Source organism: Amycolatopsis sp. NPDC051061, from assembly GCF_040682935.1.
Classification (GTDB): Bacteria; Actinomycetota; Actinomycetes; order Mycobacteriales; family Pseudonocardiaceae; genus Amycolatopsis.
Map to the genome: position 1 here is coordinate 1 of NZ_JBFBBZ010000056.1, position 20,132 is coordinate 20,132.

A 20,132-nucleotide genomic window follows, 5' to 3' on the forward strand; every position below is an offset into this window, starting at 1 on the left:
GGCAGCTGGCCGCACGCGGGACCGAAGACGTCGGCGTTGGTGGTCATGCCGTTCGACGCACCCGAGTCGGCGCTGGACGACGGTGCGGCCATCGAGGACGACGGGGCGGGGGCGCTGGAGCTCCCGGAGGAAGCGTTGTCGCTGCTGCCACACGCGGTCAGGGTGAGCGCGGCGGCCGCGGTGAGACCGATTCCGGCAATACGAAGCTTACGCACGAAAATCACTCCATGAGGTGAATGAAAGCGGCTATTCCCTTGCGGGGAACTCTTTGACTGCTGGTTATTCGGGGCCTGTCCCGGAACGGATTGGTCGTTCGCGAAAGATTTCTCAGGCGGCGGTGAACGTGACGTTGTGCCAGCCGGTCGCGCCGTCGGGCACCGTGCCCGCGCGCATGTCGGTCTGGGTGTAACCGGACTTGTCGGTGGCGCGGCAGAACACCTGGTGCACCCCGGCGGACAGGTCGACCTCGGCCCACCACATCCGCCAGGTGTCGAGGTTGACCTCCTGCGACAGGGTGGTTTCCCGCCACGGCCCCTGGTCGACGCGGACCTCGACCTTCTCGATCCCGGTGTGCTGCGCCCAGGCGACACCGACCACGCGCACCTTCCCCGCGGGCACGTTGGCGAAACCGCGGTGCGAATCGATCCGCGACTCGGTCTTGATCGGGGCCTCGCGGGCCCAGCTGCGCTTGAGCCAGTAGGCCTGCCGGGCAGCCCACGTCGTGACCTCGATGTCGACGACCCACTTCGTCGCCGACACGTACCCGTAGAGCCCGGGCGTGACCAGCCGGGCCGGGAAGCCGTGCTCCAGCGGCAGCGGCTCGCCGTTCATCCCGATCGCGAGCATCGCGCCGCGGCCGCGGTCCTGGGCCGCGGCGACCGGTGTCCCGGACGTCCAGCCGTCGACGCTCGTGCAGAACAGCTGCTCGGCACCGGGTTTGACGCCGGCTTCGGCGAGCAGGTCGGCCAGGTCCACGCCGACGAAGTTGGACGTCGAGACGTAGTCGCCACCGACTTCGTTGGACACGCAGGTCATCGTCACCGTCCGCTCGACCAGCGGCCGGTTGCGGATGTCGCCGTAGCTGTAGCGGATTTCGCGGTCCACCATGCCGTGCAGCCGCAGGCTCCAGTCCTCGGTGCGCAGCTGCGGCACCGACAACGCCGTGTCCACGCGGTAGAACTTGTCGTTCGGCGTCACGAACGGCGGAGTGCCGAGCTTGGCGAAGTCGGCGTCCGCCGGGATCATCGGGGCGGTCCGGGCCGGAACGAGCTTGCCGACCGCCTCCCGGGACGCCGTGGCGTCCCTCGACGAGCCGATCAGCTGACCGCCGAGCCCGGCCGCGCCGGCGCCGACGACGACCCCGGCGCCGCCCAGCAGGAACGCCCGCCGCGACGTCCCGGTCTTCTCGCCGGAACCGGCTTCCCGCCACACGCGGGGCGCGATCCGGTGCAGGAGGAGGAAAACGGCGATCCCCACGACCAGGCTGGCGATCGGCGCGAGCAGCGCCACCGCGGTCAGGTCGGGGCGCTCGAACACGGCGAAGGCACCGACCAGGCCGAACAGGCCGATCAGCACGGCGCCCGGGACCGGCGACCGCCGCGACAGGACTCCCGCGAGCGCGGCGACGCCCAGCATGACCACGGCCATGCTGCCCAGCAGCACCAGCTTGTCGTAGGTGCCGAAGGTGCGGACGGCGAAGTTCTTCAGCTCCACCGGCGTCAGGTCGATCGCGCCGTTGCCCACAGCAAGGTAGGGCGAGGCGTTGACGCTGATGAACCCCGCCACCAGGTGCCCGGCCGCCAGCGCGGCGACCAGCGCCAGGATGCCGGTGAACGCGGCCGCGAAGAATCGCAGCCGGACGCGCGGCGGCGCTGACGGAGTTTCCGGGACGTCGAGCTGGGTAGCGGTCATAACGAGCGTTCGAGACGGCGCGGTCACCGTATTGGTCCGGGCGCGTTTCCCGTATCGCCATCCCTCGAAAGGTGACATCGCTCACCCGATCCACTGTGGACGGCGATGGCCCCACTCTCCTCCGTGCGGGTGATACGCGGGACGGACTGGCCCGGCGTCAAGGCCCGTCGTCGCCCGCAGGCGTGATCCGCCACGCACCAAAGGAGCGGGGCACCGGATTCCTCCGGTGCCCCGCTCGTCCGCTGACCGTCAGACGGTGTGCGGGGTGTGCGCGGCGGTGTTCCAGCCCGAGGCGATCATGGTGGCGTCGCCACCGTTGCCCGCCCAGCCGGAGTTCCCGCCGGTGGTGCTGCTGGTGTTCCACGCGTCACCGGTCCAGCCGGTGGCACCCGTGGCACCCGAGTCGCCCGAAGTCACCGTGGTGGCCGACTTCGTGCCCTCGTCGTGCTTCCAGCCGCGGTGGTGACGGCCCTGCTGCTCGTGCCCGCGGGTCGACGTGACGGCGGTGTTGCCGCCGGTCGAGCCCGAGTCGCCCGAGTTGCCGGACTTTCCGCTCACCGCGGTGTTCTTGCTGGTGGCGCTCCCGGCATCGCCGGAGTTGCCACCGTTACCGCCCTTGGCGGCGCCGGTCACGACACCCAGAACGCCCTGCTCGTGCCGGTTCCAGCCCCAGCTGTGCCCACCGTTGTCGTTCGTGGCGGAGTTCTGGCCCGTGCTCACGACGGTGGCGTCGCCACCGTTGCCCGCCCAGCCGGAGTTCCCGCCGGTGGTGCTGCTGGTGTTCGTCGCGTCGCCGGTCGAACCGGTGGCGCCGGTGTCCCCGGAGTTCCCCGAGGTCACCGTGGTGTCGCAACGCGCCAGCACGCACAGGCCGTAGGCGCTGTTGCCGCCGGTCGAGCCCGAGTTCCCGGAGTTGCCCGAGTTCCCGCTGACGGCGGTGTTGCCGCTGGTGGCGTTCCCGGCGTCGCCGGAGTTGCCACCGTTGCCGCCCTTCGCGGTGCCGGTCACCGAGCCCAGGACGCCGCGGGCGCCCCGCGAGTCCGCGGTGTTCGTGCCGGACGCCGCCGACGTCCCGGAGCCGCCGTTGCCGGCGTTCCCGGAGTGGCCACCGGTGGTGGTGCTGGTGTTCGAGGCGTTCCCGGTCGAGCCGGTCGCGCCCGTGTTCCCGGAGTTGCCCGAGGACACCGAGGTGCTGCACTTGGCCAGGACACAGACGCCGTAGGCGCTGTTGTGCCCGGTGGCCCCGGAGTTGCCCGAGGTGCCGGAGTTCCCGCTGACAGCGTTGTTGCCGCTGTTCGCGTTCCCGCCGGCACCGGAGTCACCGCCGTTGCCGCCGGCCGAAACGCCGGAGACCACGGAGTGCAGCGTGTTTCCGAGCCCGCCCAGCGGGCCCGAGTCGCCGGTGTCCGCACTGGCCACCGCGCCGCCCAGCAGGACGAACCCGCCGGAGATGAACGCGGCGGTCAGGCCGCGTCGTACGTACTTGTGCATGACTTCCCTTTCCTGCTCTCTGTCCATTGTGGATTTCGAGGGTGGAAAGGGTGCGTCAGCTCGGATGGTCGTTTCCGTAGAAGACCAGCCAGTACAACGACGCGTGCCCGCCCGGCGGAGCCCGCCGGGTGCGGTCCGTGCCCGGCACGGTCGAACCGGACCCGGTCACGGCGTACTCGCCGCCGTGCTGCCCGGCCGATCCCGCCGACATGGAGCCGCTCGCCGCAGGTGCGGCGGGCGCCGGTGGCGTGGTGCCACCACCGTCCGGGCCGGACATCCGGCTTGCCGTTTCGCGGTCGGGCCGAACGCTCGCGGGCGACCCGGAAGCCGCGGAGGACGTAGCACGCTCCGGCGCTGTAAAGGGCGCCTCGGACCGACCGGTCGCCCCCGGCTGCGCCGGAGCGGGCCGGACATCGTCCGGTGGAGTCGTCGTCTTTCCGGCGACGGCCTCGACCGCGGAATCGGCCCCCACCGCGCGCACGACCGGCTCGGTCACCGGAGCGACCGCGTGCAGAACCGGCCGGAGCACCGGCTCGGTCACCGGACGCACCACCGACAGCACCGGCGCGACCGCCTTCACGACCGCCCGCGTCACCGGTGCCAGCACCGGCTCCACCAGGTCGGTCACCGGCGTGACCACCGGCGCGACCCGCGACGACGCCGTGTGCACGACGTCGGTCACCGGCCGCACCAGCGGGTCGGCCCGCTGGACCGCGGCCCGCAGCGGCTGTTCGGCCGCGGACAGCAGACCGGGCCGGTCCGGGTGCTCCGGCGACGACCTCTCGGCGGCGTTCGCGGTGCCCGACTTCAGCACCGCCAGGACCGCGAACCCCACCAGAGCGCCGGCGACCAGGAGCACTCGCGCCAACGCCGAGCGCCCGACGTCTCGCTCGTCCTCGAACTGGGAAGAATTCATCCATCTCACCTCCCTTCGAGTGCGAATTTCACCCGTCAGTGGGCTTTCGCCACGAGATCGTCACCGGATTGGGGGATGCGGCATTCTTTTTTTCTTTTCTGCTCTGGGGTTTCTACCGGGCAGTAGTGGGTAATCGTCGCGGCTTTTCGGTCCGGCGCACCTGTGAGAACGCCCCCGGCGATCAGGAACAGCCGGACCGCGCCTCGGCGGTGTCCCGCAGCCGGTGCACCCAGTCGGCGAGGCCCTGGTCGAGGGCCTGCTGATTGCCGGGGACATCGGCTTCGACCGGCGGCCCCGCCCAGGACTCTTCGGTGGTCGCCAAGACACCGCCCCTGGCCGGCTCGAACGTCCAGAGGTGCACGCCGGTGATGCCGTTCACGAGAGCGCCCCACGCGGTGCAGCGCACCGACTCGACGGTCTTGATCGTCGATTCGACGTGCATGTTCTGGGGCGACCAGGAGAACACCGAGCCCGGCCGCAGCGGCCCCGGCGTCTCCTTGTGGGCCGGGGCGATCTCCGGGATCCAGCTCTGCCAGTGGTCGATGTCCGTGTGCCGACGCCAGATTTCCGCGAGCGGCGCCTTGATGAGCACGCCGGCCCGGCTGACCACCGGCGCGGTCTTGTCGACGGTCACGCCCCGGCATTCCTGGAAGGCAGGTGAACCGGCCGAGGCCACCGTCTGCGCGGACAGCGTCATCGCCGCGCCCAGGGTCACGACGCCGATGCCGCGGAGAAGGGTGTTCGTCAAAGTCATTCCTTTCAGAAGATGGCGAGCGGGTTCACCGGCAGGCCGGTGGTGCCGAGGATGCGGGGCACCGCGGCCACGAACAGGAACGTGTGACGGCCCTGCTCCCGGCAAACCGCGACGAGTTCCTCGCCGCGGGCGCCGTCGATCAGCACCAGGCCGAGACGGCCGAGTCCCAACCGGTGCAGCGCACCGGGAAAATCGCCCTTCAGCGGCGGAGACGCATCACCGATGTCCCCGGCGTAGATCGCGATTCCGCGGTCGTGCATCCACCGGACCGCTCCCGAGGTCATCCCCGGCAGGGCCCGGCCGTGATCGGGAACCCGGTCCCAGCCCGCCCGCACCACCAGGGCGTCACCCGGCTGCACCACGACGTCCGCCCGCGTCGCCGCGGCCTCCAGGTCGTCGGCCGTGACCGCGTGCCCGTCGGGCAGTTTGCCGTCCGGAGCCAGATCGAGCAGCACGCCGCGGGTCACGATCCCGCCGGCGAACACGTCCGCGGCGCCGTGGGTCACGCCCGCGGGTCCGGAGCTCTCCGCCTGCGCGATCCCGGGGTAGACCTGCCCGTCCACGACCATGTGTGACAGCGCGTCCAGGTGCGTGACCTCGGGGTGGTGCGTCGTGACGAGCATCAGCTCGGCCATCGCCAGTGGCGGCGAGCCGGTGAACGACATGATGGTCTGCACGCCCGTGGTGTCCGCCCGCAGGGCGGCCATCGGCCCGCCCATCAGCGGCGCGGCCGGGGTCTTGCGGGCCAGCGAGACCGCCGATCCCGTACGTGCCTGGGCGACGCCGCGCGCGCGGGCCTCCGCGGTGATCAGGTTGACGGTGCCGAGCTGATCGGTGTCGCCCCAGCGCCCCCAGTTGCTCGGGAAGTCGGCGGGGTCGAAGTCCATGATGGTCCTTTCGTCCGGGAGATCCGTCAGCCGGGATCGTCACCGAACCGGCCCGCGACCGGAAGCCCATCCGGTGCCCATCTGGTGCCCGTCCGGACGGGCACCGATGGATACAGTCGGGTGCATGACTTCACTCGGACACACCGTGCGGGAGCTGCGTCGGCGGTCTTTCACCGGTCGGGACGAGGAAATCGCCGTCTTCCGGGACGCACTCGGCGCTCCCGGCGTGCTCTTCGTGCACGGGGCCGGCGGAGTGGGCAAGAGCGCGCTGCTCGACGCGTTCGCCGGCATAGCCACCGAGAAGGGCCTCGATCCGGTTCGGGTCGATGCCCGGCACCTGACCCTCGGGCGGGGAGCCCTGCCTGCCCCGTCCGGCGGCGCGCCCGCGGTGCTGTTGATCGACACGTACGAACTGCTGGAACCGATCGACGACTGGATCCGCGAGCACTACCTGCCGTCCCTTCCGGCGTCCTGCCTGGTGGTGATCGCCGGGCGGCGAGGGCCCGGACCGCGGTGGCGCGCGGACCCGGCCTGGCGGGAACTGACGCGGGTCGTCGCGCTCGGCAACCTGTCGCCGCGGGAGGGGCTCGCCTACCTGATCGCTCAGGACGTCCCCGAGGACCTGCACGACCGGCTGCTGAAGATCAGCCGCGGCCACCCGCTCACCCTGTCGCTGATGGTGGATGCCGTGCGCCGCGGCGCCGCGCCGCGAACCCTGTCGGACCTGCCCGGCGGGGTGGGCGCGTTGCTGGCGCAGCTGCTCGACGAAGTGCCGAGCACCCGCCATCGCGCGGCGCTGGAAGTGTGTGCGCTGCTGCTCGTCACGACCGAGGACCTGCTGCGCTCGATGGCCGGCGGCGACGCCGGTGAGCTGTTCGCCTGGCTGCGGACGCAAGCGTTCATCGAGGAGTCCCCGTACGGGCTTTATCCGCACGACGTGGTCCGCGACGCCATCACCACCGACCTGCGCTGGCGTGACCCCGCCCGCTACGCCGACCTGTACCGCAGGAAACTCGCCGTGTTCCACGACCAGGTCCGGGCGATGACGAGCGAACGGGAACGGCTGGATCTGACGGTGCTCACCGTCGTGCTGAACGGCACCCGTTCTCCGCACGCCGCGCTGGCGTCGCTGCCACCGACGATGCAGGCGTACGCCGACGATCTGCACGAGGGTGACCGGTCGCCGATCGTCGCCATGACCGCCGAGTGGCAGGGCCACGAGCAGGCCGAGCTGGTGGCGTACTGGATGGAGCGCCGACCCGAAGCCTTCCGGGTCTTCCGCACCGCGACCGGCGAACCGCACGGTTACGGCGCGCGCCTGGACTTGACCGAGGCCGACGTCGGCGCCGACCCGGGCACGGACGCGATGTGGGAGTACGCCTCGAAGCACGGGCCGCCCCGCGCCGGCGAACGGATCCGCGCCTGGCGCTTCTTCCTCGACCGCGACCACGGCCAGCGCCCGTCACCGTCGCTGACGCTGTTCGTCGCGTGGCAGATGCTGGACATCCTCCTGATCGGCGACGACACGGCGTGGAGCTTCGTGGGCGCGTTCGACGACGGGGGGCTCTGGACACCCTCGATGGAATCTCTCGACTTCTGGGCCGCTGACGAAGCCGGCTACACCATCGGCGGGTCGCGGTACCCGGTGTTCGCGCACGACTGGCGCCGAACCGGCATCGCGGGATACACGGATCTGCTGCACGCCCGTCAGCTGGGGGCCCCGACGCGGCCCGCCGGGCAGGCCCTCGGCGAAGCGGTGCTGTCCCAGCCGGAGTTCACCGACGCCGTCCGCGCCGCCCTGCGCACCTTGCACACACCGGAACTCCTGCGGTCGAACCCGCTGGTGCGGTCCCGCATGGTCCGGCAGCACGGACGAGCCGACCGCGATCTGGTCGAAACCTTGCGGGAGCTGCTCGACGAAACCGTTGCCGCGCTGAAGCCCGATCTCCGAGTGCTGATCGATCGCACGTTCCTGCGCCCGACCGGTGTTCAGGAGGTTGTCGCGGATTCGCTGCACCTGTCGTTCAACACCTATCGGCGGCACCGGGACAAGGCGATCACGCGGCTGACCGAACTGCTGTGGGATCGCGAAACCGGAAGTCGTCGTGGGTAACCGGTTCCCCGTTCCAGGGGCCGGTCCGGACAGCGAAAGGCTCCTGGCCGGCGTCGCCGCCGGCCAGGAGCCTTCACCCGCGCTGGATCAGCCGTCGGATTCGGCCGACGGGAGGTACGCGCCCGGCACCCAGTCCGGGGCGAACACCTGGTTCTCCCCCGGGTAGGGCTGCTGCCAGCCGTGCGTCTGGTACCACGTGAAGTGGTTCATCTGCGCGGGGTTGGCGTAGTCGGCGACCGCGTTCGGGCCGGTCAGCCGCTGGTGCGTCGTCCACTCCTGCCACTGCGCCGCCACCTGCTCCTTGTCCGCCGGCACCGCCGACGACGGCACCGGCGCCGCAGCGGGGTCGGGCGGGGCCGGGGTGTCCGGGCCGCAGGCCGGCTGGGTCGCCAGGCCCGCCGTCAGCGACGTGCGGTTCGGCACCGCGGTGAACGGCGTGTAGTCCGGCTTCCGGGTGAAGGCCGCACTCATCGGCGTCGCCGCGCTGTCCTTCTGGTTCATCGGCTTGACCCCGAGGATCTGCTCGATCGTCCGGATCATCGTGATCTGCGAGTAGTAGTGGCTGTCGACGACGCCGTGCTGGGCGTACGGGCTGATGATCTGCACCGGCGCCCGGTGGCCGTCGACGTGGTCGAGCCCGGCCTGGGAATCGTCCTCGACGACGAAGATGGCCGAGTCCTTCCAGTACTGGCTGTGCGAGATCTCGTCGACGATCTTGCCGACGGCGAGGTCGTTGTCGGCGACCTGGGCGGCCGCGTTCGGCGGGCCGCCGGTGTGGTCGCTGGACAGCCAGAACATGTTCAGGTTGGCCGGCCCGTGCTTCTCGAAGTCGTCCTTCCAGATCTGGTAGCGGTACTGGTCCGGCACCGCCGTGTCGAACTTCGGGAAGCCCGGCACCGACACGTCGTTCAGCGACGGGATCGGCGACGACGACACCAGCGGATACGCCGAAGGCTCGCCGGTCGCCGCCATGTTCTTGGCGTCGCAGTACAGGTTCTGCCAGCTCGCCCCGGCGGGCTTGGTCAGGAACTGCTGGAACTCGCCGAAGTCCCGCACCGACTTCCCGGCTGCCTGCGCGCCGGTCCACAGGAACCCGGAGCTCTGGTGGCCGAGCGCGTCGTCCTCGGTGTCGTAGCTGCGCAGGTACTCCCCCGCCGACGACTCGGTGTACTCCGGGTTGTCGGCCTGCATCAGCCAGTTGTGGCCCTCGGCGGAGTTCGTGCCGATGTCGTAGGTGTTGTCGTACAACCCGAACTGCTGCTCCAGCGCGTGCTGGTTCGGCGTCACGTTCTCGCCGAACTGCGTTACGGCCGGGTCGCCGTTGCCGCGCGCGTCGTCACCGAAGACCTGGTCGTAGGTGCGGTTCTCCTTGACCAGCAGGAAGACGTGCTTGATCGTCGACGGGTCGCCGAGCCGCGCCGGCACCGGGACCGGGCTCCGGTGGCCGTTGTCGTGCGCCACCTGCACCGAGTCGTCCGTCCAGCCGTTCTGCTTGAAGACCTGGCCGGTGTAGCCGCGGATCGCGCGGTCGTCCGGCAGCCGGAACTTCTGCACGCTCGACGTCGTGTCGTGCGTGCCGTGCCCGGCCGCCGTCGTCGGGCGCAGGGCGTCGATGCCGCGGGTGTTGGAGACCACGACGTCCTTGCCGACGGTGGTGATCGCGGTCGGGAAGTAGTCGGTCGGCAGCAGGCCGACGTAGCTCACCGGCTCCTGCGCCCGCTGGTAGCGGTAGACGGCGACCGCGTTGGCGCGGCCGAGCGTCACCAGCAGGTGGCCGTCGTCGGTGAGCGTGACGCCGTCGGGCTCGTACCCGACCGAGGCCTGCGGCCACGGCTGGGTCGCGATGGTCTGGACGACCTTGTCGCGGCCGGTGTCGATGACGGAAACGGTGTTGCTCGCGGTGTTCGTGACGAACACCGCACCGTTCTTGAAGTACACCGCGGTCGGGTGCAGGCCGACGTCGATGCTCTTCGGTGCGGCGGCCGCGTTCGCCAGGTCGATGACGCTGACCGTGCCGCTGGTGGTGGCCCCGGTGACCGGGCTGGCCGGCACCTGCGTGTTGTAGGAGTTCAGCGTCGGCTCGCCGGGCCGCGCCGCGCGCCCGCCTTCGTCGCTGACGTACAGCTTGTTGCCGGCGCGGACGAGGTCGCGCGGCGCGTTGCCGACGGCCCAGCTCTGCTTGATGGCGCCGGTCGCCGCGTCGAGGGCGACCACGCGGTTCTGGCCGTTGACCGCCGAGTACACGGTCGTACCGTCGGGCGAGAACACGGCCTGGGCCACCAGCGCGTGCTTCGCGCCGTCCGCGGGGATCTTGACCGACGCCGGCGCGGCGACGGTCCCGTCCGGGTTCACCGTGAACCTGGTGTAGCCGTCGGTCTGCGCCAGCCACAGCGCCTTGCCGTCCGGGGAGTACGTCGGTCCTTCTTGACCGACGTCGTTGCCGGGGATGCGCAGGTTCGCCGTCGCGGAGTTGCCGACGAGCTGCTGCACCTTCCAGCTCTTCAGGTCGACGATGGTGAGCGCGATCCCGCCGTCGGTCGTCAGCGCGGCGAGGTGGGCGCCGTCGGGGCTGACCGCGGACGCCATGATCTTGCCGTTGTTCACGACCAGCCGGTCGCCGATCGGCTTGAGGTACTGGTCGGCGGAGACGACCTGGCCGTTCTCGGTGACCTGGCCGACCTGGTCCTTGCCGAACTGCGCGGTCGACGCGACACCGACGCCGGTGCCCGTCGCGATCAGCACGAGCGTGGCGGAACCGGCGGTCGCGTAGCGGAACCGATGACCGCTGAAGTGACCGGGAAGGCGAGCCTTCCCGACACGCCGTCTGCGGCGTGTTACCTGCATCGGGTTATCCCTTCGGGGTGGAGGAGAGCAGCTCGACGTTCCCGTCGAACTGCCAGAGTGGGTTGGGTTGGTCCCCCGCGGGGGACCGCACCTGGAAGTAGCCGTTCACTTCCTTCGGTCCGTCGCCGTCGGCGACGTACCGCCCGTCCGAGGTGAGGTCCAGCTGGTAGATCGCCGACCCCGTCGCCGCGATCCCGGGCAGGTGCCAGGAGACGACGCAGCGCCAGTCGTTGCCGGGGCCGTCCGGTTCGACGAGGCCGTCACCCTTGGTGCAGGCGGCCGTGGCCGCCAGCTGCGCTTCGGTCACGTCGGGCCGGTTGAGCTGCCCGGCCTGCAGGCGGTAGAGGTGCGCGAACGCGGTGGCGAGCGACCGCTGGACCTTGTCCTGGTCGATCCCGGATCCGGTGGCCGGCGTGGCGACGGCGACGATCCCCGCCGTGACGGCGAGCAGGCCGGCCAGCGGCAGCACACCGACGGTGAGCGCGCGGCGGCCCGAGCCGTCGTGAGCCGGGTTGGTGAAGTCGCGGCGCACGAAGAGCAGGTAGGCGAGCGCGGTCGCGACGACGGCCCACGCCAGGCCGACGCCGACCGCGATGAGCAGCGGCCCGAGCTGGGCCGGGTCGGTGAACAGGCCGTTCCACGCGATGAAGGCGTAGCTCGGCAAGGCGAGGCGGACGGCGACGGGCAGCGGCAGCAGCTGGGCGAGCGCCAGCACGAGCGCGACGACGGCGGGCAGCAGCAAGCCCATCGGCGAGCGGCCCCAGACGACCGAGCCGAGCAGCCCGATCGCCCCGAGGGCCAGCGTCGGGGCGAGCACGCAGACCCAGGCGAGCAGGACCTGCACGGCGGCCTCACCCGAGGTGAGGAGGTGGCCGTCGAGACCGACGAGCGGCCGGTTCCCGGCGGCCAGCACCCCGCCCACCGCACCGGAAACAGCCATCCCCGCCACCAGCACCAGGATCACGGTGAGGCTGGCAAGCGCTTTCGCCACGAAGATCCGCCGGGTGGACCGGACCGCGACCAGCAGGTGGCGCCAGGTGCCGAGCCGGTCTTCGGAGGCGAAGACGTCGCCGGCGACGACCGACGTCAGCAGCGGAAGCGCGTACGTGCCCGCGAACCCGAGCATCACCAGCGGCCCGGCCCAGCCGGTGGTGTTCATCCACCGGCCGAAGAGGGTGTCGACGGGCAGTGAACTCTGCTCGCTCACCACGGCGACGAACAACGCGGGAGCGAGCCAACAGGCGAGGACGAGCAGGCGGATGCGCCAGGCGGCGAACAGCTTGACGAGTTCGAAGCGGTAGCCGCGGGCCACGGGAACCGGCCGGGCGGCCTCGGCGACGACGGTCATCGGGTGGCCTCCGGCTGTTCGGTGAGGGCGAGGAAAGCGGCTTCCAGCGGGGACACGACCGGCGCGAGCTCGCGCACCGCGATGCCGTCCTTCGCCAGCCGCAGCACCAGTTCGTCGAGCGCCGGCGCCAGTGCGCGCACCACGAACGCGTCGTCGTCGCCGTCCGCGAGGCGGATCCCCGGTGCGGCGGTGACCAGGGGTCGTGCGGCCCGCGGGTCGGACGTCCGCAGCCGATAGCCGAGTTCGCCGTTTTCGGCGGAGAGCTTGCCCAGCGGGCCGGTGAAGACGACGCGGCCGGTGGCGAGGATGGTGACCTCGGAGCACAGCGCTTCGAGGTCGTCCATCCGGTGGCTCGAGAGCACCACGGTGGTGCCGTCGGCGGCGAGCCGCTCGAGGACGCCGTGCACGTGCTTCTTGCCGGCCGGGTCGAGGCCGTTGGCCGGCTCGTCGAGCACCAGCAGGCGGGGCTCGGTGAGCAGCGCCGCGGCGAGGCCGAGCCGCTGCCGCATGCCGAGGGAGAAGCCGCGCACCCGATCCTCGGCGACGTCGGTGAGGCCGACCTCGCCGAGGACGTCGTCGATCTTCGCGGTCCGCCGGTCGCCACCGCGGAGGGCGGCCAGCGCGGCGAGGTTCTGCCGGGCGGTGAGCGAGGGGTAGAGACCGGGGCCGTCGACGAACCCGGCGACACGGGCGAGGGTTTTGCCGACCGGCGCGCCGAGGATCTCGAGCCGGCCCTCGTCCGCGACGGCCAGGCTCAGCAGCAGGCCGAGCAGGGTCGTCTTGCCGGCGCCGTTCGGGCCGACCAGCCCGTGGATCCGTCCCGGTGCCACGTCGAAATCGATGCCGTCGAGTGCGACGACGTCACCGAAGCACTTGGTGATCCCGCGCGCTCTCACTGCCGGCGGTGCGTCCATGGGTCCCTTTACCTTCGTTCGTGGCTGACGCCAGAAACTTAGGGACCGCAAATGACTGGGAGCGGGCAATGAAGGTGAACGCTCACCGAACGGGGAACGACCGGCATGCGCAAGCCCGGTGAAATGTCCGGGTTAAGCCCGCCTCTTGCCTGCGGTTAACCCGGGCCTTACCCGGCGGCGCACCCCCAGCCGGTCGAAGGTGAAGGGCCGCAACACTTCCGGGCGCTTCCCGTCGAGGGCCCAGTTCGCCAGCGCCTCACCGACCGCCGGGGCCAGCGCGAAGCCGTGGCCGCTCCAGCCGGTGCCGGCGAACACCGTCCCGTGGCCCGGCACGGTGTCGATGACCGGGATCAGGTCGATGGTGCTGGTGTCGGCCCGGCTGTTGTCGACGGCGAGCACCTCGGCGCCGGCCAGGGCCGGGATGGTCGCAGCCGCGTCGGCCAGGCTGGCCCGCAGGACCTCCGGATCGGGCGTGCCGACGCCGCTCGGCGCGTCCCAGCCGCCCGGCCGGCCGCCGGACAGCATCACCTGTCCCTCGTCGGTCATCTTCACCGAAAGCGAGCGCCGGGTGTGCCCGACCTGGTGGTTCAGGGAAAAGCCCGGTGGTGGCGCGACGAACGTGACCTGGGTGGCCTTCTCCCACACCGGCAGGCTCAGGCCGAAGGAGTCCGCGAGCAGCCGCGGCACCGCCCGGTTGGCCGCGAGGACCACCCCGCGGGTGACGCGCAGTTCGTCGCCCTCGGCCAGGCGCAGCGTGACCGAGCCGTCGGGGTGCGGGACCAGCCCGCGCACCGCGGTGTGCTCGAGGATGCGCGCGCCCAGCTCGCCGGCGGCCTTGGCGAACGCCCTCGTCGTCGCCGGGTGGTCGCCCGTGCCGTCGTCGGGGGTGAGCAACGCGACCCGGATGTCGCCGGCGAGGCCCGGCTGCAGTTCGTCCAGCCCCTCGCGGTCGACGACCGAACACGGGATTCCCGCCGCCCGCTGCGCTTGCGCCCGGGCGGGCAGGCTCTGCCAGCCCGAAACCCCGGCGACTTCGACGTCGTAGACGCTGAGGAGACCGTTGCGCCGGTAGCCGGTCGGCGCCCCGAGCGCCGGGTCCAGCTCCGGCCAGAGCTCCATCGCGCGGCGCGCCAGCGGCAGTTCCCTCAGGTCCCGGCCGCCGGCGCGGACTCCCCGGCGACCGGGGCCGCCCGACGCGCCGGACGCGAGCTCGTTCTCTTCCAGCAGAACGACTTCCGCGCCCCGGCCGGCGAGGTTCCACGCGGTCGCGGTGCCCACGACACCACCCCCGATGACGGCGTACTCGACGGAATGCACGTGCGATCCCTCCCTTTCAGCTGACCCGCTCGAGGAACCGGCGGGTGCGGTCTTCGCGCGGGGCGTCGAGGACCTGACCCACCGGTCCCCGCTCGACGATCCGGCCCTGGTCCATGAAGACGATCGTGTCCGCGACCTGGCGGGCGAACCCCATTTCGTGCGTGACGATGACCATGGTCAGGTCGTCGCGGGCGAGGTCGCGCAAGACGTCGAGGACCTCGCCGACCAGCTCGGGGTCCAGCGCGCTGGTCGGTTCGTCGAACAGCATGAGCTTCGGTTTCATGCACAGGGCCCGTGCGATGGCGACGCGCTGCTGCTGTCCGCCGGACAACTGCGCCGGGTAGCTCGCGCGCTTGTCGGACAACCCGACTTTCGCCAGCAGTTCGTCGGCACGCTCGACGGCCTCGCGACGCGGCACGCCGAGGACGCGGACCGGCGCCTCGATCAGGTTCTGCAGCACCGTGAAGTGGGAGAACAGGTTGAACTGCTGGAACACCATCCCGATGTCCCGGCGGGCGCGGCGGGCTTGGCGCGGCGTCGTCTCCTGCAGGTCGCGGCCGGCCCACTGGTAGCCGACCAAGCCGCCGTCCACGAGGATCGAGCCCGCCTGGATCTTCTCCAGGTTGTTGATGCACCGCAGCAACGTGCTCTTCCCGGATCCCGAAGGACCGATCAGGCAGACGACCTCGCCGGGCCGGACGACCAGGTCGACGTCGTGGAGGACGTGCAGGGCGCCGTACAGCTTGTGCACACTCCGGATCTCGATCGCCGACGTGGTCACAGGCCCGCCTCCCCGCGGTTGAAGTGCCGTTCGATGCGTCGCTGGGCGACGGTGAGCAGAGCGGTGATGACGAGGTACCAGAACGTCACGACCAGCAGCAGCGGAATCGTCTCGTAGGTCCGCGCGTAGATGATCTGGGCGCTGTAGAGGAGTTCCGGCATCGCGATGACGCTGACGATCGACGTCGTCTTCACCACGTTGACGAACTGGTTGGTCAACGGCGGGACGATCGCCCGCATGGCCTGCGGCATGATGATCCGGCGCAGCGCCAGCGAGCCCGGCATCCCCAGTGCTTCGGCCGCTTCGCGCTGACCACGCCCCACGGAGATCAGCCCGGCGCGGAAGATCTCCGCGCAGTACGCCGATTCGTGCAGGGTGAGCCCGATGATGGCGGCTCCCGCCACCGTGATGACGGTGTTCGTGTCCACCGCGACCAGGTGCCCGAGGGAGAGCTCCGGGTACAGCGCGGCCAGGTTGTAGAGCAGGAGCAGCAGAACGAGCAGCGGAGTCGCGCGGAAGACCCAGACGTACGCGCCCGCCGCCGTCGTCAGCACCTTGTTCGCCGACTGGCGCATCACGGCCAGGACGACCCCGAGGACGATCGACAGCGCCATCGAAATCACCGCCAGTTCGACGGTGTGCCCCAGCCCGAGCAGGAGCGACGGGCTGAAGAGGTAGTGCCCGAACGCCGGCCAGGAGAAGTTCTCGTTCGTGACGGCGGACACGAGGACCAGCGCGACGACCACCGCGGCGACCGCGCCGGCGATCCACGTGCCGTACTTCTTCCGGCCGAGGATGCGGGCCGGGGCCGCGTCTTTCGTCACGAGGTCGGGGGAAACCATGCTCATGACCGTCCCTTCAGGATCTCCGTGGCGTCGAGGTGGTTCTCCTGGAGGCCCCACTTGTCCAGGATCGTGCGGTAGGTGCCGTCGGCCATCAGGCGGCGCACGGCTTCGTGGACGGCGCCGGTCAGCGGCGAGTCCCGCTTGAGGCCCAGCGCCACGATCGCCCGCTTGTACCGCCCGGCCAGCCGGAACAGGTCCGGCGACCGGCTCGCGACGTACTGCGTGAGCGAGATGGAGAAGTACAGGACGTCGATTCGGCTGCTGCGCAGGGCGAGCACCGCGGCGTTGCCGTTGGGGAACAGGCTGACCCGCCAGGCGGGCCGCCCGGCCTCGGCGCAGGTGCCGGCCGCCTGGTCCAGCTGTCCTTGCTGGACCGACCCGACCACGACGCCGACCTCGCGGCCGCACAGGTCCGCGTAGGTGTTCACCGCGAAGTTCGTGCGGTGGCTCGCCAGGAAACCCTGCCCGCCGTTGTAGTAGGTGACGAAATCGGCTTTCTTCCGGCGCTCCGCGGTCGGGCTGAGCGAGGCGAGCACCAGGTCGTAGCGCCCGGCGGCGAGCCCGGGCACGACCGCGTCGATGTTGGTGGGGATCGGGTCGGTCCCGACGCAGAACACGTCGGCGATGGCCTGGCTCAGGTCGCGGTCGAAGCCGATGATCGTCGCGTCGTCTTCGGCGTAGTAGGCCATCGGCGGCGTCTCCGGCACCATCGCCACTTGGAACGCGCCGCGCCGGCGGACGGGCGCGGGCAGCGCCGCGGTCATCGCCGGGTCGCAGCGGCCGTGGGGCCGGGCAACGAGCGCGGGGTCGGCGGCGCCCGCCGAGCCGAGCCCGCAGCCGGTCAAGGTCAGGATCGGGACCAGTACCGCCGCGAGCAACCGGGGTGTCCGTGGCATGTCACTACCTCCGCCCATCAGGGTGATGTAGTGTGTACTTCATGAATTCAAGAATGTCTAGTGGGGACTAGATGGAACCCACCCTCACGAAACGCATCGCTCAGGTCCGTGACCAGCTGAGCGCCGGCGGGATCCGGGTGGTCGACTTCTTCGCCCGCCACCCGGCCGAAGCGTCGGTCTTCTCGGCGCAGGAAATCGCCCGGCGCGCGGAGGTCAGCGACGCGACGGTCATCCGGACGGTCAAGCAGCTGGGCTTCGGCGGCCTCGGCGAGCTGCGCCGCGCGGCCGCGGCGGTGCTCAACCCGGTCCGCGACCCGGAGCGGACCCTCGCCGACCACCTGACCAGGTCGGACGACGGCGGCCAGCTCCTGGCGAAGATCAGCCTGGACGCGGCCGAGCTCGTCCGGGCCCTCCCCCGGTCGATCCCCTCGGAGACGTTCGAGGCGGCGGCCGCCACCCTCGCCGCGGCGGCGAACACACTGGTCGTCGGCTACGGATCGGCGCTCCCGGTAGCCGATTCACTGGCCCTGGGCCTGCGCCGCATCGGCCGGATCGCGGCGGTGACCGGCCTGACGGGCTACAACTTCGCCGACGAGCTCGGCCAGCTGCGGCCGGACTCCGCGCTGGTGCTGGTCGCGCCGTTGCGCCACGTGCGCGAACACGACGTGGCGATCAGCGAAGCCTTGCGGATCGGCTGCCCGGTCGTGCTGATCACCGAGATGCTGGCCAGCCACTTCGCGGACCGGGTGGACACGGTGCTCGTGACGCCGTCCACGGAGAACTCGCTGCCCAGCGGCCTGGTGTGCCAGCTTCTTCTCGTTGACGCGCTGCTCTTGGCGGTGTCGGCGGCCGACCCGGCCCGGGCCCTGGACGGCTGGAAGGCCACGAACCGGCTGCGGACGGAACTCGTCGAAGGGAGTCTCGACGTCCCGCTGACCCCGTCGATCGCGGCGAAGTTCTCGTTGCCGGGCAAGGCAGGTCCCGAGGCGCCCTGATCACCGGCCCACGACGGCCGTCACCTCTGCTTCGATCAGGATCTCCGGGTCGAACAGGATCTCGACGCCGATCAGCGCCGCGGGTGGCGCGTCGTCGTGATGCCCAGCTCTTCCCTCGCCTGTTCGACGCCCGCCCGGAAGGCGTCGTACATCTCGCGTCGCCACCCGGCCGCGTACCAGGTGACGCGGACGACGTCGGCGAACGTGGCACCCGCCGCGGCGAGCGACTTGGCGACATTCCGGTACACCTGCGCGACCTGTCCCGTCAGGTCGCCGGGCGCGACCAGGGTGCCGTGCTCGTCCCACGCGACCTGGCCGGCGATGTGGACCTGCCGACCGCCGGTGGCCACGGCGACGTGGTGGTAGTCGGGGACCACTCAGCCAGATCTCCGAGGCCCCGGGCCGCCGGATCCGGATGAGCGAGCTCGCCTACCTGACGAACGGCTCGCTCTCCCGGCTGTCCAATGTGGTCAAACGCCTCGAGCACCGCGGCTGGGTCACCCGCTCCCCCGACCCCGGCGACGGCCGCTACACCCTCGCCGCACTCACCGACGCCGGCCACGAAGTCCTCGTCACCGCCGCACCGGTCCACGTGCGCTCGGTCCGCGAACTGGTGCTCGAGCCCCTCACGAAAACCGACTGGCAGGCCCTCGCCCGCATCGCGGCCAAGCTCCGCACCCGCCCGGCCGACTACGGCGACGCTCCACGCTAAGCCGCCAGTTCCCGGTGACCGGTTTCGGCGGTCACGAGGGTGGCGGCCATGCTGATCAGCGCGGCCACCACGACGGCGATGGCCACGCTGGTCCCGGTTCCGGTGCGGCCGACCAGCCACACCGCGAAGATCGGCGCGGTGCCGCCGAACAGCGCGGACGCGATGCCGAACGCCAGCCCGCCGCCGCTGACCCGCACCCGGGTCGGCAGCAGCTCGAGCATGATCGGGATCTGCACGGCCTGGTGCAGCCCGATCGGGATCACGATGGCCAGCTGAGCCAGCAGGACGAACCCGAACGTCCCGAGGCCCATCAGCAGGAACACCGGCACCGACAGCACGACGAACAGGATCTGGGCGGCGAAGAGCACCGGACGGCGCCCGACCCGGTCCGCCAGCCGGCCTGCCAGCGGGATCACGCACATCATGACGCACTGCGCGATCAACGCGCTGGCGAAGGTGGCGCGCTCGCCGAGGTGTGCGTGGCCGAGCAGGTACGTGGGGACGTAGGTCAGGAAGATGTAGAACGCGAAGAAACTGCCGCACAGGAACACGCCGAGCAACCGCAGGATCTGGCCCAGGTAGCGGGCGTTCGTCATCAGTTCGACGATCGGGGCCCGAGCCACTTCGCCGTGCTCGGCCAGCTTTTCGAACTCCGGGGTCTCGGTGAGCTTGGCCCGCACGAACCAGCCGACGGCGCCCAGCGGCGCCGCGATCAGGAACGGGATGCGCCAGCCCCACTCGGCCAGCGCTTCGTGCGGCAGGACCGTGGACAGCAGCGTGGCCACCAGCAACGCCAGGATGCTGCCCGCCGTCGCGCCCACCTGCACCCAGCTGGCCGAGAAGGCCCGGCGGCGGGCGGGCGCGTGCTCGAGCACCAGTGAACCGGCCGCGGGAACCTCGCCGCCGGTGAAGATGCCCTGCGTCAACCGGCAGAGCACCACCAGCACCGGCGCGGCCACGCCGATCGAAGAAGCCGAGGGCAGCACGCCGATCACCGCCGCCGAGAGGGAAGCGCCGAAGATCGTGACCGCCAGGATCCGGCGCCGGCCGAGCCGGTCGGCGAAGTGGCCGACCACGATCGCGCCGAGCGGACGCGAGACGAACGTCGACAGCAGGCCGACGAAGGTGGCCAGCAGACTGGCCACTTCGCTGTGCGCCGGGAAGAAGTGCGGCGACAGGAACACCGCGAAGTAGCCGTAGATGGTGAAGTCGTACCACTCGATGACCTGGCCGGCCGCGCCGCCGACGCGCACGGTGAGCTGGCGCGGCGCACGGCCCGTGGAACTGTTGCTGGACTTGAGAGTGGGCATCGTCGACCCCTTTTCCGCGCGGCCGCACGCCGGTTCGGAGCGGCCCGAGTCACGGGCCGCCGGCCGCCGGTGGGTGCTGGCGCGCTGTGCGATTCGCT

At 71.1% G+C, this 20,132-nt stretch carries 16 protein-coding genes and 2 pseudogenes; 3 read left to right on the forward strand and 15 right to left on the reverse strand.

Annotation, left to right across the window (positions count from 1 at the left end):
* From AB0N03_RS44045 to AB0N03_RS44070, 6 genes and pseudogenes are all read right to left on the reverse strand, one after another.
* A pseudogene (locus tag AB0N03_RS44045) lies at positions 1–215 on the reverse strand (fasciclin domain-containing protein); the annotation flags it as partial.
* 112 nt (positions 216–327) lie between these two features.
* Positions 328–1,911, reverse strand: coding sequence for a molybdopterin-dependent oxidoreductase (locus tag AB0N03_RS44050; RefSeq protein ID WP_364385923.1), 1,584 nt, complete (start codon positions 1,909–1,911; stop codon positions 328–330).
* Between the two features lie 249 nt (positions 1,912–2,160).
* The gene (locus tag AB0N03_RS44055; RefSeq protein ID WP_364385925.1) at positions 2,161–3,402 is read right to left on the reverse strand and encodes a hypothetical protein; all 1,242 of its coding nucleotides are present in this window, start codon (positions 3,400–3,402) and stop codon (positions 2,161–2,163) included.
* Positions 3,403–3,457: 55 nt separating this feature from the next.
* Positions 3,458–4,318: a hypothetical protein gene (locus AB0N03_RS44060; RefSeq protein ID WP_364385928.1), complete on the reverse strand. Its 861-nt coding sequence runs from the start codon at positions 4,316–4,318 to the stop codon at positions 3,458–3,460.
* A 181-nt stretch (positions 4,319–4,499) separates the two neighbouring features.
* Positions 4,500–5,066 (reverse strand): SRPBCC family protein, encoded by a 567-nt coding sequence (locus AB0N03_RS44065; protein ID WP_364385931.1) that lies wholly within the window; start codon positions 5,064–5,066, stop codon positions 4,500–4,502.
* An 11-nt stretch (positions 5,067–5,077) separates the two neighbouring features.
* A complete protein-coding gene (locus AB0N03_RS44070; RefSeq protein WP_364385934.1) occupies positions 5,078–5,959 on the reverse strand; it encodes a cyclase family protein in 882 nt (293 codons plus the stop codon).
* Positions 5,960–6,083: 124 nt separating this feature from the next.
* Here AB0N03_RS44070 and AB0N03_RS44075 point away from each other — a divergent pair, with 124 nt between their 5' ends.
* A complete protein-coding gene (locus tag AB0N03_RS44075; RefSeq protein WP_364385937.1) occupies positions 6,084–8,072 on the forward strand; it encodes an ATP-binding protein in 1,989 nt (662 codons plus the stop codon).
* Positions 8,073–8,159: 87 nt separating this feature from the next.
* Here AB0N03_RS44075 and AB0N03_RS44080 read toward each other — a convergent pair whose 3' ends face one another.
* From AB0N03_RS44080 to AB0N03_RS44110, 7 genes are all read right to left on the reverse strand, one after another.
* Positions 8,160–10,916, reverse strand: a complete 2,757-nt coding sequence (locus AB0N03_RS44080; protein WP_364385940.1) for a bifunctional YncE family protein/alkaline phosphatase family protein — start codon at positions 10,914–10,916, stop codon at positions 8,160–8,162.
* Between the two features lie 4 nt (positions 10,917–10,920).
* Positions 10,921–12,264 (reverse strand): ABC transporter permease, encoded by a 1,344-nt coding sequence (locus tag AB0N03_RS44085; RefSeq protein ID WP_364385942.1) that lies wholly within the window; start codon positions 12,262–12,264, stop codon positions 10,921–10,923.
* A complete protein-coding gene (locus AB0N03_RS44090) occupies positions 12,261–13,178 on the reverse strand; it encodes an ABC transporter ATP-binding protein (protein ID WP_364385945.1) in 918 nt (305 codons plus the stop codon). The genes AB0N03_RS44085 and AB0N03_RS44090 overlap by 4 nt, the downstream gene beginning before the upstream one ends.
* 132 nt (positions 13,179–13,310) lie before the next feature.
* On the reverse strand, positions 13,311–14,495 hold the full coding sequence (locus AB0N03_RS44095; RefSeq protein ID WP_364385948.1) for an FAD-binding oxidoreductase: 1,185 nt from the start codon (positions 14,493–14,495) through the stop codon (positions 13,311–13,313).
* 16 nt (positions 14,496–14,511) lie between these two features.
* Entirely contained in the window at positions 14,512–15,276 is a 765-nt protein-coding gene (locus AB0N03_RS44100; RefSeq protein WP_364385951.1) for an amino acid ABC transporter ATP-binding protein, read from the reverse strand.
* Positions 15,273–16,124: an amino acid ABC transporter permease gene (locus AB0N03_RS44105; RefSeq protein ID WP_364385954.1), complete on the reverse strand. Its 852-nt coding sequence runs from the start codon at positions 16,122–16,124 to the stop codon at positions 15,273–15,275. Before AB0N03_RS44105 ends, AB0N03_RS44100 begins: the two co-directional genes overlap by 4 nt.
* Positions 16,121–17,017 carry a transporter substrate-binding domain-containing protein gene (locus AB0N03_RS44110; protein ID WP_364385957.1) on the reverse strand — a complete coding sequence of 299 codons (897 nt, stop codon included), beginning with the start codon at positions 17,015–17,017 and terminating at the stop codon, positions 16,121–16,123. The genes AB0N03_RS44105 and AB0N03_RS44110 overlap by 4 nt, the downstream gene beginning before the upstream one ends.
* A gap of 71 nt (positions 17,018–17,088) precedes the next feature.
* Here AB0N03_RS44110 and AB0N03_RS44115 point away from each other — a divergent pair, with 71 nt between their 5' ends.
* Positions 17,089–18,012, forward strand: a complete 924-nt coding sequence (locus AB0N03_RS44115) for a MurR/RpiR family transcriptional regulator (RefSeq protein ID WP_364385960.1) — start codon at positions 17,089–17,091, stop codon at positions 18,010–18,012.
* Between the two features lie 71 nt (positions 18,013–18,083).
* Here AB0N03_RS44115 and AB0N03_RS44120 read toward each other — a convergent pair whose 3' ends face one another.
* Entirely contained in the window at positions 18,084–18,389 is a 306-nt protein-coding gene (locus tag AB0N03_RS44120; protein WP_364385963.1) for a RidA family protein, read from the reverse strand.
* Between AB0N03_RS44120 and AB0N03_RS44125 the strand changes: the two are divergent.
* Positions 18,389–18,724, forward strand: a pseudogene (locus AB0N03_RS44125) (MarR family transcriptional regulator); the annotation flags it as partial. The gene AB0N03_RS44120 and the pseudogene AB0N03_RS44125 sit on opposite strands and share 1 nt — an antisense overlap.
* Here AB0N03_RS44125 and AB0N03_RS44130 read toward each other — a convergent pair.
* Entirely contained in the window at positions 18,721–20,034 is a 1,314-nt protein-coding gene (locus AB0N03_RS44130; protein WP_364385966.1) for an MFS transporter, read from the reverse strand. The pseudogene AB0N03_RS44125 and the gene AB0N03_RS44130 sit on opposite strands and share 4 nt — an antisense overlap.
* Positions 20,035–20,132 lie beyond the last annotated feature (98 nt).